Raw genomic sequence first — 15,018 nt, forward strand, 5'->3', positions numbered from 1 at the left:
GTGAGGCGGAGAAGGAGGTCGTTGTATGCGCGTGCCCGAAGGGTCCCGCCCTGCCGAGGAACCGGCAGACGCAACACCGAAGTCGTCACCGGCAGTCGAGCCCGCGCGTGAGTTGTTGTCCGCAGCGGATGTAGGCCGCACCATTGCGCGTATCGCGCATCAGATCATCGAGAAGACCGCGATCGACGCCGCCGACGGTGAAGCGCCTCGCGTCGTCCTCATCGGGATACCCACCCGCGGCACGACCCTGGCGGCGCGTCTCGCCGCAAAGATCGAAGAATTCTCCGGCGTGCGCCCGCCGGTCGGTTCACTCGACATCACCCTCTACCGCGACGACCTGCGCACCAAGCCGCACCGCCCCCTCGAGCGGACCTCCGTCCCCGAGGGCGGTGTCGACAACGCGCTGGTGGTGCTGGTCGACGACGTGCTGTTTTCAGGTCGCACCGTCCGATCGGCTCTCGACGCCCTGCGTGACCTGGGACGGCCACGCGCAGTTCAGCTCGCGGTCCTCGTCGACCGCGGCCATCGGGAGCTGCCGTTGCGCGCCGACTACGTGGGGAAGAACGTGCCGACCGCCCGAACCGAGGACGTCAAGGTTCTCCTGGGCGAACACGACGGCCGTGACGCGGTCATGATCTCCGGGGGAAAGAGCTAAGTGAAGCACCTGTTGTCGATTGCGGACCTGACCCGAGGATCGGCGGTCGAGCTTCTCGACGAGGCGGAGCGCTTCGAACAGGCCCTCCTCGGGCGCGAGGTCCACAAGCTGCCGACCCTGCGCGGCCGCACCGTCATGACCGTGTTCTTCGAGAACTCGACACGGACCCGGGTGTCCTTCGAGGTCGCGGGCAAGTGGATGAGCGCGGATGTCATCAATGTCAGCGCCTCGAGCTCGTCGGTCTCGAAGGGCGAATCGCTGCGTGATACGGCGATGACGTTGCGTGCCGCGGGCGCCGACGCGCTGATCGTGCGCCATCCGGCTTCGGGCGCCGCTCACCAGATCGCCTCGTGGACGGCCGGCCAGGACGACGGCGGACCGGCGATCATCAACGCGGGGGACGGCACCCATGAGCATCCCACCCAGGCGCTGCTCGACGCACTGACGCTGCGGCAGCGCCTCGGGGACATCGAGGGCAAGCGCATCGCCATCGTGGGCGACATCCTGCACAGCCGGGTGGCCAGGTCCAACGCGCTGCTGCTGTCGATGCTCGGTGCCGAGGTCGTTCTCGTGGCACCGCCCACGCTGCTCCCGGTCGGTGCCTCGTCCTGGCCGGTCACGGTGGCCCACTCGTTCGACGCCGAACTCCCCGGGCTCGATGCGGTCCTGATGTTGCGCGTGCAGGCGGAACGGATGAACGGGGGATTCTTCCCGTCCCAGCGTGAGTACTCGATCAATTACGGACTGTCCGAGAAGCGCCTCGCTCTGCTCCCGGAGCATGCCGTCGTGCTGCACCCGGGCCCGATGCTGCGCGGTATGGAAATCGCCTCCGCAGTCGCGGACTCCCCGAGAGCCGCTGTGCTGCAACAGGTCACCAACGGAGTGCACATGCGTATGGCCGTGCTGTTCCGACTGCTTGTCGGTGCAGAGGAAGTTGCCGGATGAGCAACTCGACAGGAACAGGAGAGACAGTGCTCATCAAGAACGCGTTGCTGTACGGCGAGGGCGAACCCACCGATGTGCTGCTCGACGACGGACTCGTCGCTGCCATCGGCGCGGACGCCGCGAAGTCCGCTGCTGCAGAAACCGAGGTCATCGATGCGGCCGGCCAGATTCTGCTGCCCGGATTCGTCGATTTGCACACACATTTGCGTGAGCCGGGCCGCGAGGACACCGAAACCATCGATTCCGGTTCGGCTGCGGCTGCGCTCGGCGGGTACACGGCAGTGTTCGCCATGGCCAACACCAGCCCCGTCGCCGACTCGGTGGTCGTCACCGACCACGTGTGGCGCCGCGGGCAGGAAGTCGGGCTCGTCGACGTGCATCCGGTCGGGGCCGTCACCGTCGGGCTCGAGGGGAAGCAACTCGCCGAGATGGCGACGATGGCCGCAGGATCCGGCCGGGTCCGGATGTTCTCGGACGACGGTCATTGCGTCTACGACCCACTGCTCATGCGCCGCGCCCTCGAGTACTCGAGCTCGCTCGGTGTGCTCATCGCCCAGCACGCGGAAGAACCCCGGCTGACCGTCGGTGCCGTCGCCCACGAAGGCCCGACCGCGGCCCGGCTGGGCCTGGCCGGCTGGCCTCGTGCAGCCGAGGAATCGATCGTCGCCCGTGATGCGCTGCTCGCCCGGGATGCCGGCGCCCGTGTCCACATCTGCCATGCCTCCACCGCCGGAACGGTCGAGTTGGTGAAATGGGCGCGAGGGCAGGGCATTTCGATCACCGCCGAGGTGACGCCGCATCATTTGCTCCTCGACGACTCACGCCTCGAAACGTATGACGCCGTCAACAAGGTGAACCCGCCGCTGCGCGAAGCCAGTGATGTCGCCGCGTTGCGCGCCGGTCTCGCCGAGGGGGTCATCGACTGCGTCGCCACCGATCACGCCCCGCACGCCGAGCAGGACAAGTGCTGCGAATTCGCCGCGGCTCGTCCCGGCATGCTGGGTCTGGAGACGGCGTTGTCGATCGTCGCGATGACCATGGTCCGGCCGGGCCTCCTCGACTGGCGTGGGGTGGCCCGGGTGATGAGCGAACGTCCCGCAGAGATCGTCGGACTCGACGACCAGGGGCGGCCCATCGCCGTCGGTGAACCGGCCAACCTGGTGCTGGTCGATCCGGATACCGAATGGACGGTGCACGGGCCCGCACTCGCCAGCGTGGCGTCCAACACGCCGTACGAGTCGATGACGCTGCCGGCGCGGGTCACCACCACCATCCTCCGGGGCCGGGTCACCGCGCGGAACGGTGACGTCCGCATTCCCGTACGCGGCGGCGGAGGACAGTGATGGAGAGAATCCTCTGGATCGTCGGCCTGGCCGCCTTCTGGGCGCTGGCGATCTACCTCATGTACGTCGGATGGCGTGGCCGGGCCCGTCGGCAGGCCGACCGCATCGGTCAGCTGCCGTCCGTTCCCGCCCACCTGGGTGCGCAGACGATCGCGCCGGCCACCGGACTCTACGTCGGCAGCACGCTTGCACCCAGCTGGCAGGACCGAATTGCGGTCGGGGACCTCGGGTTCCGGGCCACCGGTGAAATTTCGAGGTACCACTCCGGCATCCGGCTCGAAAGGGACGGCGCCTCGGCGATCTGGATTCCGCAGGACGCGATTCGTGCGGTGCGCACGGAGCGCGGCCTCGCCGGCAAGGTCATGAGCAAGGACGGACTCCTGGTGATCCGATGGGCACTGCCGTCCGGCACCGAGATCGACACCGGATTCCGCAGCGACGACAAGTCCGTCTACCCCGTCTGGGTCAACTCGGGCGAGTCGGGCGGCACCACAGACAGTGAAGATTCAGCGAATGCGGCGAGCTCTGGCGAGGTCGAGCAGAACGGAGAGAACGCATGAGCGGCTATGACACCGACTCGGCAGTACTGGTCCTCGAGGACGGTCGGATCTTTCGCGGCACCACGTTCGGTGCCGTCGGGCAGACACTGGGCGAGGCCGTCTTCAGCACCGGCATGACCGGCTACCAGGAGACACTGACCGACCCCAGCTATCACCGCCAGATCGTGGTGGCCACGGCGCCGCAGATCGGCAACACCGGCTGGAACGACGAAGACGACGAGTCCGTCGGTCCCACCGGCAGCAGTGCGGAAGCGAAAATCTGGGTAGCCGGTTACGTGGTCCGCGATCCTGCGCGCCGCACCTCGAGCTGGCGCGCGACCGGGTCGCTACAGGACGAACTGGTGAAGCAGGGTGTCGTGGGGATCGCCGGCATCGACACCCGCGCCCTCGTGCGTCACCTGCGCACCCGGGGGTCGATGCGGGCCGGAGTGTTCTCCGGAGATGCGCTCGCCGAACCGGAGGTGTTGCTGGAGCGGGTGAAGAGCCAGCCGTCGATGCTCGGCGCCGATCTCGCGGGTGAGGTCAGCACCACCAGCGGGTATGTCGTCGAGCCGACCGGGGGCGAGGCCCGCTTCACGGTCGCCGCGATCGACTTGGGTATCAAGACCAACACCCCGCGCATGTTCGCCGAGCGGGGTATCCGCGTACACGTTCTGCCGTCCGACGCGACGCTCGAGCAGATCCTCGACCTGAAGGCCGACGGCGTGTTCCTCTCGAACGGTCCGGGCGACCCGGCCACCGCGGACGGCGCCGTACATCTCACGAAGGAAGTAATCGGGCAGGGCCTGCCCCTGTTCGGTATCTGCTTCGGCAATCAGATCCTGGGCCGCGCGCTGGGCCTCGGCACCTACAAGATGAAATTCGGTCACCGCGGAATCAACGTCCCGGTGATCGAACACGAAACCGGACGCATCGCGATCACCGCACAGAATCACGGGTTCGCGCTCGAAGGGGAGGCCGGGCAGGAATTCGACACGCCCTTCGGCAGGGCGGTGATCAGCCATACCTGCGCCAACGACGGCGCCGTCGAAGGAGTCCGTCTGCTCGACGGCTCGGCCTTCTCGGTGCAGTATCACCCTGAGGCCGCCGCCGGCCCGCACGATGCTGCTTACCTGTTCGACCGATTCACCAGCCTGCTCGAGGGAGTCAAGAAGTAATGCCACGCCGTTCAGATCTCTCCCACATCCTGGTGATCGGCTCCGGCCCGATCGTCATCGGCCAGGCCTGCGAGTTCGACTACTCCGGTACGCAGGCATGCCGGGTGCTGCGCGAAGAGGGCCTGCGGGTCAGCCTCGTCAACTCGAACCCGGCCACCATCATGACGGACCCCGAGTTCGCCGACTCCACCTACGTGGAGCCGATCACGGCGGAGTTCGTCGAGAAGGTCATCGCTCTCGAGGCCGCGAACGGTCACCCCATCGACGCGGTTCTCGCGACCCTCGGTGGTCAGACCGCGCTCAACACCGCAGTGGCCCTGCACGAGCAGGGGATCCTCGAGAAGTACGACGTCGAACTGATCGGCGCCGACTTCGAAGCGATCCAACGCGGCGAGGACCGCCAGAAATTCAAGGACATCGTCGCCAAGGTCGGTGGCGAGTCGGCCCGGTCCCGGGTCTGCTACACGATGGACGAGGTCCGCGACACGGTGGCCGAACTCGGCTTCCCGGTGGTGGTCCGGCCGTCGTTCACCATGGGTGGCCTGGGGTCCGGCATGGCGTACGACGACGAGGACCTCGCCCGCATCGCCGGTGGCGGACTGGCCGCGTCGCCCACCGCCAACGTGCTCATCGAGGAATCGATCCTCGGGTGGAAGGAATACGAACTCGAGCTCATGCGCGACGGCCGCGACAACGTGGTCATCGTCTGCTCCATCGAGAACGTCGATCCCGTCGGCGTGCACACCGGTGACTCGGTGACCGTCGCTCCCGCGATGACTCTCACCGACCGCGAGTACCAGGCGATGCGCGACCTGTCGATCGACATCCTGCGCGAGGTCGGCGTTGACACCGGTGGTTGCAACATTCAGTTCGCGATGGACCCGGCCGACGGCCGCCTCGTCGTCATCGAGATGAATCCGCGGGTGTCGCGGTCGAGTGCTCTGGCGTCCAAGGCGACGGGCTTCCCGATCGCGAAGATCGCGGCAAAGCTCGCCATCGGCTACACCCTCGACGAGATCGTCAACGACATCACCAAGGAAACCCCGGCGTGCTTCGAACCCACGCTCGACTACGTGGTGGTGAAGGCTCCCCGCTTCGCATTCGAGAAGTTCCCCGGTGCCGACGCGACTCTCACCACCACGATGAAGTCGGTCGGTGAGGCCATGTCGATCGGCCGCAACTTCACCGAGGCGCTCGGTAAGGTCATGCGCTCGCTGGAGACGAAGCAGACAGGATTCTGGACCGGGCCGCAGGTGGCCACCGAGAACCTGGAGACGCTGCTCGCCGAGCTCGCCGTGCCGCACGAGGGCAGGCTGTACGGCATCGAGAAGGCCATGAGTCTCGGTGCCACCCTCGAGCAGTTGTTCGACGCCACGGGAATCGATCCCTGGTTCCTCGACCAGATGTTGCAGATCCACGAGCTCGGTAGCGAGCTGCGCGAGGTCGACGAGGTGGACGAGCGCGTGCTGCGGCGCGTCAAGCACCACGGGTTCTCCGACCGGCAGGTTGCGGCGCTTCGCCCCGAGCTGGGTGACGAAGATTCCGTTCGGGCGCTGCGCGAGCAGTGGAACATCCACCCCGTCTACAAGACCGTGGATACCTGTGCAGCCGAGTTCGAGGCGAAGACGCCGTACCACTACTCCACCTACGAGCTCGATCCGGAGGCCGAGTCGGAGGTGGCTCCGCAGACGGAGCGTCCGAAGGTCCTCATCCTCGGTTCAGGCCCCAACCGCATCGGTCAGGGCATCGAGTTCGACTATTCCTGTGTCCACGCGGCCCTGACGTTGTCCGAGGCCGGTTACGAGACGGTGATGGTCAACTGCAACCCGGAGACCGTCTCCACCGACTACGACACCGCCGACCGGCTGTACTTCGAGCCGCTCACGTTCGAGGACGTGCTCGAGGTGTACCGGGCGGAGTCGCTGTCCGGCACCGTCGCCGGCGTGATCGTGCAGCTCGGCGGACAGACACCGCTGGGTCTGGCGAAACGGCTCAAAGCCGCAGGAGTGCCCATCGTCGGGACCAGCCCCGAGGCCATCGACCTCGCCGAGGACCGTGGCGAATTCGGCAAGGTACTGGTAGAGGCGGGATTGCCGGCGCCCAAGTTCGGAACGGCAACCACGTTCACCGGTGCCCGCGACATCGCCGCCGGTATCGGATACCCGGTGCTCGTGCGACCGTCTTACGTGCTCGGTGGCCGCGGCATGGAAATCGTCTACGACGAGGCCTCGCTCGAGAGCTACATCTCCCGCGCCACCGAAATATCCGACGACCGGCCCGTACTGGTCGACCGGTTCCTGGAAGACGCCATCGAGATCGACGTCGACGCGCTCTGCGACGGGAACGAGGTGTACATCGGGGGAGTGATGGAACACATCGAGGAAGCCGGCATTCACTCCGGCGACTCGGCGTGCGCCCTGCCCCCGATCACCCTCGGTCGCGCTGACCTCGAGAACGTCCGCCGTTCGACGGAGGCGCTCGCGAAGGGTATCGGCGTCAAGGGGTTGCTCAATGTGCAGTACGCCCTCAAGGACGACATCCTGTACGTCCTCGAAGCCAACCCCCGTGCCAGCCGGACCGTGCCGTTCGTGTCGAAGGCCACGGCCGTGCAACTGGCCAAGGCTTGCGCACGCGTCATGCTCGGCGAGACCATCGCGGAGTTGCGGGAAACCGGACTCCTTCCGGCCACCGGTGACGGTGGTTTCACCCCGGCGGACGCACCCGTCGCCGTCAAGGAGGCCGTTCTTCCGTTCAACCGGTTCCGACGCGCCGACGGCACCGGGGTGGACACACTGCTGAGTCCCGAGATGAAGTCGACGGGCGAGGTCATGGGTATCGACGCCGACTTCGGCACCGCGTTCGCCAAGAGCCAGACAGCTGCGTACGGGTCACTCCCCATCTCCGGGTCGGTGTTCGTCTCGGTCGCGAACAAGGACAAGCGGTCGCTGATCTTCCCGGTCAAGCGGCTGGCCGACCTGGGTTTCCGAATTCTCGCGACCGAGGGCACCGCGGCGGTCCTGCGCCGCAACGGCATCGTCTGCGAGGACGTGCACAAGCACTCCGGCGAGCCCCTGGAGGAGGGCGCCCGCACCATCGTCGACCAGATTCGTGACGGTGAGGTCGACATGGTGATCAACACCCCGTACGGCAACTCCGGGCCCCGGGTGGACGGGTACGAGATCCGTAGCGCGGCCGTCGGCGTGAACATCCCCTGCGTCACCACCGTGCAGGGCGCGTCCGCTGCGGTCCAGGGCATCGAGGCCGCGATCCGCGGCGACATCGGCGTTCAGTCGCTGCAGGCGTTGCATGCCCGGCTGCGCTCACCGGCCCCGTTCGAGGGTTCCGACACGGGTTCGCTCACCTCGTGACGGACCGGCACCACGACCTGGCGTGGGGTGCTCGGCTGAGGGCCGCGGTCGAGCACCGCGGCCGCCTGTGCGTCGGCATCGACCCGCACCCGGGGTTGCTCGAGGCGTGGGACCTTCCCGTCGATGCGGAGGGGCTCGAGGCCTTTGCCGAGATCTGCGTGGAGGCCTTCGTCGGTGAGGTGGCCGTCGTGAAGCCCCAGGTGGCGTTCTTCGAAGCGTACGGCTCGGCCGGGTACGCGGTGCTCGAACGCACCATCTGTGTTCTCCGGGAGGCCGGGACGCTCGTCGTCGCGGATGCGAAACGGGGTGACATCGGGTCGACGATGGCCGCCTACGCGCAGTCGTGGCTCGGCCCGGACTCGGCGCTGTCTTCCGATGCGGTGACGGTCTCGCCCTATCTGGGGTTCGGTGCGCTCGAACCGGCCCTCTCGCTGGCGGCGGAGCAGGGCCGCGGGCTGTTCGTGCTTGCTCGCACCTCGAATCCCGAGGGCGGGGAGTTGCAGGGTGCTGACGTTGCCGGGGGCGTGTCGGTGGCACAGTCCGTGGTGAATGCGGCGGCCGAGCACAATGCGGCAGAATCCGACCTGGTCGGGCTGGTCGTCGGTGCGACACGCGGACACGGTCTGGATTTGTCGAATTTTTCTGGACCAATTCTGGCGCCGGGACTGGGTGCCCAGGGTGCCACAGCACGTGACCTTGCGGACATTTTTCCCGATTCCCGGAAGTTGCTGCTGCCGAACAGTTCTCGCGGTATTCTCCGTGAGGGTCCGTCGGTGACGGCCCTGCGTGCGGCCGCTGTGAAGGTTCGTGACGAGGTCGAGTCCGCACTCTCATAGCCCACCGGAATCCGGCTTTGACCTCGGGGGGTGGGTTCGCAATCGGCGCCGGGCGTGAGTACGGTCGCTATCGCTGCTGGTTATCCAGTGGTTTGGACTATTTGCCAACGACGAGACGGAGGAACCGTGGCCCTTCCCCAGTTGACTGATGAGCAGCGCGCTGCTGCTTTGGAGAAGGCAGCTGCTGCCCGTAAAGCCAGGGCTGAGCTCAAGGAGCGCCTGAAGCGTGGCGGCACCGACCTCAAGCAGGTTCTCAAGGACGCCGAGGACGACGAGATCTTGGGCAAGATGAAGGTGTCGGCGTTGCTCGAGGCACTGCCCAAGGTGGGCAAGGTCAAGGCGCAGGAGATCATGACCGAGCTGGAGATCGCTCCGACCCGTCGCCTCCGTGGCCTCGGCGATCGGCAGCGTAAGGCCCTGCTCGCCAGGTTCGACTTCGAGGCCTGAGCGCGACAGTGGTAGCTGACGCTCGAGTGTCAGAAAGAAAGACCGCAGTGCGGAGGGGTCGGCTGGTTGTCCTGGCCGGCCCCTCGGCTGTCGGTAAGTCCAGCGTGGTGCGATTGTTGCGGGAACGGCTGCCGGAGCTCGTCTTCAGCGTGTCCGCGACGACACGTGACCCACGCCCGGGCGAGGTGGACGGTAAGGATTACCGCTTCACCTCTCGCGACGAATTCCAGCGGATGATCGAGTCGGGCGAGCTGCTCGAGTGGGCGGAGATCCACGGTGGCCTCCAGCTGTCGGGGACCCCAGCCGAACCGGTCCGCCGTGCCATCGAGCAGGGAAAACCGGTGCTGGTCGAGGTCGATCTCGCCGGTGCCCGGGCAGTGCGGGCTGCGATGCCGGAGGCGCTTCTGGTCTTCATGGCCCCGCCCAGTTGGGAAGCACTTGTCGAGCGCTTGACCGGCCGGGGCACCGAATCGCCGGAAGTGGTGGAGCGTCGTCTCGCCACCGCGAAGGTCGAGCTCGAGGCTCAGGACGAGTTCGACGAGGTCATCGTCAACGAGGATGTCAGCCGATCGTGCGACGAGTTGGTATCCTTGTTGGTTGGACCCCGGGAACAGTCCGGGTAGACCACTAGTTCTCACATCCACTAGCCAGAACTATTTCAGGAGATACCGAGTGAGCAGCACCCCCGCAGCCGCGTCCGCAACCCCCAGCCATGGCGCCCTGCCTGCCTATGACACACCGCTCGGAATCACGAATCCTCCGATCGACGAGCTGCTCGCACGCACCTCGTCGAAGTACGCGCTGGTCATTTACTCGGCCAAGCGTGCCCGGCAGATCAACGATTACTACAACCAGCTCGGTGACGGCATCCTCGAGTACGTCGGCCCCCTGGTGGAGCCGGGCCTGCAGGAAAAGCCCTTGTCCATCGCGCTGCGTGAGATCCACTCCGATCTGCTCGAGCACACCGAAGGCGAGTGAGCGGAGGAACTGCCGTGCCCGACAAGGCGGCGAGCCCCGGGCTCGAAACGGGTCTCTCCGAATCTGCCCCCTCCGTAGTCGCACGCAAGCGAATCGTCGTCGGTGTCGGCGGCGGTATCGCGGCGTACAAGAGCTGCGCGATCATCCGCGCGTTCACTGAGAGCGGCCACCACGTGCGCGTCATCCCGACGGAGTCCGCCCTCGAGTTCGTGGGCCGGGCGACGTTCGAGGCGCTGTCCGGCAATCCGGTGCACACCGGAGTATTCGCCGACGTTCCGCAGGTGCCGCACGTCCGCCTGGGGCAGGAAGCGGACCTCGTGGTCATCGCGCCTGCCACCGCGGATCTGATGGCCCGTGCCGTCGCCGGGCGGGCCGACGACCTGCTCACCGCGACGTTGCTCACTGCACGATGTCCGGTGGTGTTCGCGCCCGCGATGCATACCGAGATGTGGGAGCATCCCGCCACGGTGTCCAATGTGGCAACCCTGCGCTTGCGTGGGGCCACGGTGATCGAGCCGGCATCCGGTCGCCTGACGGGCAAGGACACCGGCGCCGGCCGACTGCCCGAACCGGATGAGATCGTCGGGCTCGCCTCGTTGCTCCTCGAGCGGCCCGACGCGTTGCCGCGCGATCTCGAAGGGCGTCGGATCCTCGTCTCGGCCGGTGGCACCCGGGAACCGCTCGATCCGGTCCGTTTCCTCGGCAATCGCAGCTCCGGGAAGCAGGGCTATGCCATCGCCCGTCTCGCGGTGCAGCGCGGCGCCGACGTCACGCTGGTGTCCGGATACACCGCAGGCCTCGCTGATCCGGCCGCCGTCGACGTCGTTCACGTGCGCACGGCCGAGGACATGCGTGCTGCCGTCGCCAAACACGCACCCGAGTTCGATGCGGTCGTGATGGCGGCCGCGGTCGCCGACTTCCGTCCGTCCACCACGGTGGCCAGCAAGATCAAGAAGGGCGCCGGAGAGCCCGACGCGATCGCACTGACCAAGAACGAGGACATTCTGGCCGGTCTGGTGCAGTCCCGGGCCGAAGGCGAGATCCCGTCGGCCACCGTGATCGTCGGTTTCGCCGCCGAAACCGGTGACGCGGACGGAGACGTCCTCACCTATGCGCGCGCGAAGCTCGCCCGGAAGGGATGCGACCTCCTGGTCGTCAACGCCGTCGGGGAGGGCAAAGCCTTCGAGGTCGACCACAACGACGGATGGCTACTCGGCGCGGACGGTTCGGAGTCCGCCCTCGAGCACGGCTCGAAGGCACTGATGGCGAGCCGGGTGCTCGATGCCGTCGAGCAACTGTTCCGGGCCCGTTGAGGACGGATCCTCGGTTGTTTCGGTGAGCGTAAAGGTGTCACTCACACCGGGGTGCCGCTAGGGTCGTTCGCGATGGTACATAGCTAAGCTGTTTCCAAGCGCTGTCCAGAAGACAACTGTCGAGAGGGAATTCTGTGAGCCAGTCCGGTAGTCGGCTATTCACCAGTGAGTCTGTGACCGAGGGGCACCCGGACAAGATTTGTGATGCGATCAGCGACTCCATCCTCGACGCCCTCCTCACGGACGACCCACGCGCCCGGGTCGCAGTCGAGACCCTGGTTACCACAGGACAGGTCCACGTCGCCGGCGAGGTGACCACCACCGCCTACGCCGACATACCCAAGATCGTGCGCGACACCGTGCTCGAGATCGGGTACGACTCGTCGGCGAAGGGTTTCGACGGCAATTCCTGCGGCGTCAACGTAGCGATCGGTGCGCAGTCCCCGGAGATCGCGCAGGGCGTCGACCATTCACACGAAGCCCGGACCGGTGGCCTGACCGACGACGACATCGACCGGCAAGGGGCCGGCGACCAGGGACTGATGTTCGGGTTCGCCACCACGGACACCCCGGAACTGATGCCGCTGCCGATCGCGCTGGCTCACCGGCTCTCCCGTCGCCTTACCGAGGTCCGTAAGTCCGGCGTCCTGCCGTACCTGCGACCGGACGGAAAGACGCAGGTCACGATCGAGTACGACGGGGACAAGCCCGTCCGCCTCGACACCGTAGTCATCTCTACGCAGCACGCTGCCGACATCGATCTCGACAACCTCCTCACACCGGATCTGCGGGAGAAGGTTCTCGGATCGGTGCTCGCCGACCTCCGGATGCCGGAGCTCGACACGTCGAACATTCGACTTCTCGTCAATCCGACGGGCAAGTTCGTCCTCGGTGGCCCGATGGGTGATGCCGGGCTGACCGGGCGGAAGATCATCGTCGACACCTATGGCGGTATGGCCCGTCATGGTGGTGGCGCGTTCTCCGGCAAGGACCCGTCGAAGGTGGACCGGTCTGCCGCCTACGCCATGCGCTGGGTGGCCAAGAACGCAGTCGCGGCAGGTCTCGCGGATCGCATCGAGGTTCAGGTGGCGTACGCGATCGGAAAGGCTGCGCCGGTCGGGCTGTTCGTGGAGACATTCGGAACCGAGAAGACCGATCCGGTGCGGATCCAACAGGCGATCACCGAAACCTTCGACCTGCGTCCGGGCGCCATCATCCGCGACCTCGACCTGCTGCGCCCTATCTACGCACAGACTGCCGCGTACGGTCACTTCGGCCGCACCGACATCGATCTTCCCTGGGAGAGCGTCGATCGGGCGGAGAAGCTGCGCGCAGCTGCAGGTCTCTGATCGGTAGCCGCCCTGCTGCGGGCGCCGTCCCGGTGGAGGGCAGGCTGTGACGTCAGCCAAGCTTGCGGCGGAGGTCGATCCGGTGGCGCGGGTGCTGCCGATGCTGCCGCTCCCGCACCTCGACCGCGAGTTCGACTATCTCGTTCCTCGCGAGCTCGACGAGCAGGCTCAACCGGGTGTGCGGGTGCGCATCCGATTTGCGGGGCGTCTCGTGGACGGTTTCGTGGTTTCCCGTACGGCGACCAGCGATCACCAGGGACGCTTCGGCTGGCTCGAACGGGTGATCTCTCCGGAGCGAGTACTCACTCCGGAGATCACCCGGCTCGTGGAACTCGTTGCCGCTCGGTACGCAGGTACCCGAGCGGATGTGCTGCGTCTGGCCGTTCCGCCGCGGCACGCCCGGGCAGAAGCGGAGGGCGCGCCGGAATCCGCTCCGACACCGGAACACGCCGTCGACCGAGAAGCGTGGGCCCAGTACGTTCACGGTGAGGCGTTCCTGTCCGCCCTTGCGGAGCAGCGGAGTCCGCGGGCCGTCTGGCAGGCGCTGCCCGGCGAGGACTGGCCGGCACGGCTGGCCGAACTGTCGGCAATCGCCGCCGGCGCCGACACCAGCACGGTCATCGTGGTGCCCGATCAGCGCGATCTGGATCGGGTGGTTGCGGCTGTAAAGTCCCTGCTGGGCAGTAACCGGGTCGTCGGTCTCGCCGCGGGTCTCGGCCCCGCGCTGCGGTACCGGCGTTGGCTTGCCGCCCTTCGGGGGACCGCCAAAGTGGTCGTGGGCACCCGCAGTTCCGTGTTCGCGCCGACGCCTCGGACAGGTTTGATCGTCATCTGGGACGACGGCGACGACAGTCACTCCGAGCCGCGGGCGCCCTACCCCCACGCTCGCGAGGTGGCGCTCCTGCGGGCGTACGCCGCCGGGAGCGCAATGGTGGTGGCCGGGCATGCCCGCACCGCCGAGGGGCAGGCCCTCGTCGACTCCGGATGGGCACACGACCTGGTCGCGTCCCGCGACGTGGTCCGGGCCCGCGCCCCCAAGATCACCGCCCTCGCTGACAGCGATCATGCGCTCGCCAGAGACCCGGGAGCCCGCGCTGCCCGCCTGCCTGCCATTGCCTTCGCCGCGGCACGCGAGGCGCTCGGTGCAGGCAGGGGAGTGCTGGTCCAGGTGCCCCGCCGTGGGTATGTCCCGAGTCTCGCGTGCGGCAAATGCCGCGCTCCTGCCCGCTGCAGACGGTGCAACGGGCCCTTGGCGCTTCCGTCGGCCGCCGGTCCGGACGGGGCGGGCACACCGGCATGCCGATGGTGCGGGGTCGCGGACGCCGCGCACCGCTGTCACGCCTGCGGCGCCCGAGCGCTGCGGGCCGTGGTGGTAGGAGCAGGCCGGACGGCGGAGGAACTCGGGCGAGCGTTTCCCGGTGTACCGGTCCGGATGTCCGGGGGAAGCGACGTCATCGATGTCGTCGAGCCGGGGCCGGCGCTGGTGGTCTCCACCGTCGGCGCCGAACCGGTGATGACCGGCGGATACGGCGCCGCACTGCTCCTGGACGGCTGGGCGTTGCTCGGACGTCCGGATCTCCGAGCGGCTGAGGAGACCCTGCGGCGCTGGATGACGGCTTCGGCCCTCGTGAAGCCGTTCGGTGACGGTGGCCAGGTGGTCGTTGTCGCCGATTCAGGTATTCCGACAGTGCAAGCACTGGTCCGATGGGATCCGGTCGGTCACGCCCGCGCGCAGTACGAAGAACGGGCAGAAGTCGGGTTTCCGCCGGCGATTCATCTGGCGGCCGTCGACGGCAGCGCAAAGGCTGTCGCGGAGCTCCTGGAACTGGCCGACCTTCCTGATAACGCGGAGTTGTTGGGCCCTGTGGAACTGCCGGAGGGGGCCCGCTTGCCTGTCGCCGGTGATTCGCCGGAGCCGGCCGATGTCGAGCGGATGCTGGTGCGCGTACCCCGTGGTGAGGGAAAACCGTTGGCGGAGGCGCTGTCTGCAGCTCAGGCGGTCCGCAGTGCCCGGCGGGAATCGCATCCGGTGCGAGTCCAGATCGACCCCATCCACATCGGCTGATG

At 67.2% G+C, this 15,018-nt stretch carries 13 protein-coding genes; all 13 read left to right on the plus strand.

What is annotated here, in order from left to right; translation table 11 throughout:
• Window positions 1-25: 25 nt before the first annotated feature.
• Window positions 26-655, plus strand: coding sequence for a bifunctional pyr operon transcriptional regulator/uracil phosphoribosyltransferase PyrR (gene pyrR / locus R4P95_RS09615; RefSeq protein ID WP_213571963.1), 630 nt, complete (start codon window positions 26-28; stop codon window positions 653-655).
• Window positions 656-1,600, plus strand: coding sequence for an aspartate carbamoyltransferase catalytic subunit (locus tag R4P95_RS09620; RefSeq protein ID WP_159922689.1), 945 nt, complete (start codon window positions 656-658; stop codon window positions 1,598-1,600).
• Complete coding sequence (locus R4P95_RS09625) at window positions 1,597-2,943, plus strand: dihydroorotase (RefSeq protein ID WP_317745000.1); 1,347 nt, start codon at window positions 1,597-1,599, stop codon at window positions 2,941-2,943. Before R4P95_RS09620 ends, R4P95_RS09625 begins: the two co-directional genes overlap by 4 nt.
• Window positions 2,943-3,503 (plus strand): transporter, encoded by a 561-nt coding sequence (locus tag R4P95_RS09630; protein WP_317744999.1) that lies wholly within the window; start codon window positions 2,943-2,945, stop codon window positions 3,501-3,503. Before R4P95_RS09625 ends, R4P95_RS09630 begins: the two co-directional genes overlap by 1 nt.
• A complete protein-coding gene (gene carA / locus R4P95_RS09635; protein WP_159922683.1) occupies window positions 3,500-4,660 on the plus strand; it encodes a glutamine-hydrolyzing carbamoyl-phosphate synthase small subunit in 1,161 nt (386 codons plus the stop codon). The genes R4P95_RS09630 and carA overlap by 4 nt, the downstream gene beginning before the upstream one ends.
• Window positions 4,660-8,028, plus strand: a complete 3,369-nt coding sequence (gene carB / locus R4P95_RS09640; protein ID WP_317744998.1) for a carbamoyl-phosphate synthase large subunit — start codon at window positions 4,660-4,662, stop codon at window positions 8,026-8,028. Before carA ends, carB begins: the two co-directional genes overlap by 1 nt.
• Complete coding sequence (gene pyrF, locus R4P95_RS09645) at window positions 8,025-8,864, plus strand: orotidine-5'-phosphate decarboxylase (RefSeq protein ID WP_317744997.1); 840 nt, start codon at window positions 8,025-8,027, stop codon at window positions 8,862-8,864. Before carB ends, pyrF begins: the two co-directional genes overlap by 4 nt.
• Before the next feature lie 126 nt (window positions 8,865-8,990).
• Window positions 8,991-9,311, plus strand: a complete 321-nt coding sequence (gene mihF, locus R4P95_RS09650) for an integration host factor, actinobacterial type (RefSeq protein ID WP_005262298.1) — start codon at window positions 8,991-8,993, stop codon at window positions 9,309-9,311.
• An 8-nt stretch (window positions 9,312-9,319) separates the two neighbouring features.
• Complete coding sequence (gmk, locus tag R4P95_RS09655; protein ID WP_109330271.1) at window positions 9,320-9,934, plus strand: guanylate kinase; 615 nt, start codon at window positions 9,320-9,322, stop codon at window positions 9,932-9,934.
• Between the two features lie 49 nt (window positions 9,935-9,983).
• A complete protein-coding gene (gene rpoZ / locus R4P95_RS09660; RefSeq protein ID WP_213571968.1) occupies window positions 9,984-10,289 on the plus strand; it encodes a DNA-directed RNA polymerase subunit omega in 306 nt (101 codons plus the stop codon).
• 14 nt (window positions 10,290-10,303) lie between these two features.
• Complete coding sequence (coaBC, locus tag R4P95_RS09665) at window positions 10,304-11,602, plus strand: bifunctional phosphopantothenoylcysteine decarboxylase/phosphopantothenate--cysteine ligase CoaBC (protein WP_397517652.1); 1,299 nt, start codon at window positions 10,304-10,306, stop codon at window positions 11,600-11,602.
• Window positions 11,603-11,736: 134 nt separating this feature from the next.
• A complete protein-coding gene (gene metK, locus R4P95_RS09670) occupies window positions 11,737-12,951 on the plus strand; it encodes a methionine adenosyltransferase (RefSeq protein WP_109330265.1) in 1,215 nt (404 codons plus the stop codon).
• 100 nt (window positions 12,952-13,051) lie between these two features.
• On the plus strand, window positions 13,052-15,016 hold the full coding sequence (locus R4P95_RS09675) for a primosomal protein N' (RefSeq protein WP_397517651.1): 1,965 nt from the start codon (window positions 13,052-13,054) through the stop codon (window positions 15,014-15,016).
• The last annotated feature ends 2 nt before the right edge of the window (window positions 15,017-15,018 follow it).

This window comes from Rhodococcus sp. IEGM 27, assembly GCF_033142305.1.
GTDB lineage: Bacteria > Actinomycetota > Actinomycetes > Mycobacteriales > Mycobacteriaceae > Rhodococcus_F > Rhodococcus_F oxybenzonivorans.

Coding starts and splice junctions, on each gene's coding strand:
- R4P95_RS09630 (WP_317744999.1), top strand. CDS start 2,943: ATGGAGAGAATCCTCTGGATCGTCGGCCTGGCCGCCTTCTGGGCGCTG.
- carA (WP_159922683.1), top strand. CDS start 3,500: ATGAGCGGCTATGACACCGACTCGGCAGTACTGGTCCTCGAGGACGGT.
- R4P95_RS09625 (WP_317745000.1), top strand. CDS start 1,597: ATGAGCAACTCGACAGGAACAGGAGAGACAGTGCTCATCAAGAACGCG.
- R4P95_RS09675 (WP_397517651.1), top strand. CDS start 13,052: ATGCTGCCGCTCCCGCACCTCGACCGCGAGTTCGACTATCTCGTTCCT.
- pyrR (WP_213571963.1), top strand. CDS start 26: ATGCGCGTGCCCGAAGGGTCCCGCCCTGCCGAGGAACCGGCAGACGCA.
- carB (WP_317744998.1), top strand. CDS start 4,660: ATGCCACGCCGTTCAGATCTCTCCCACATCCTGGTGATCGGCTCCGGC.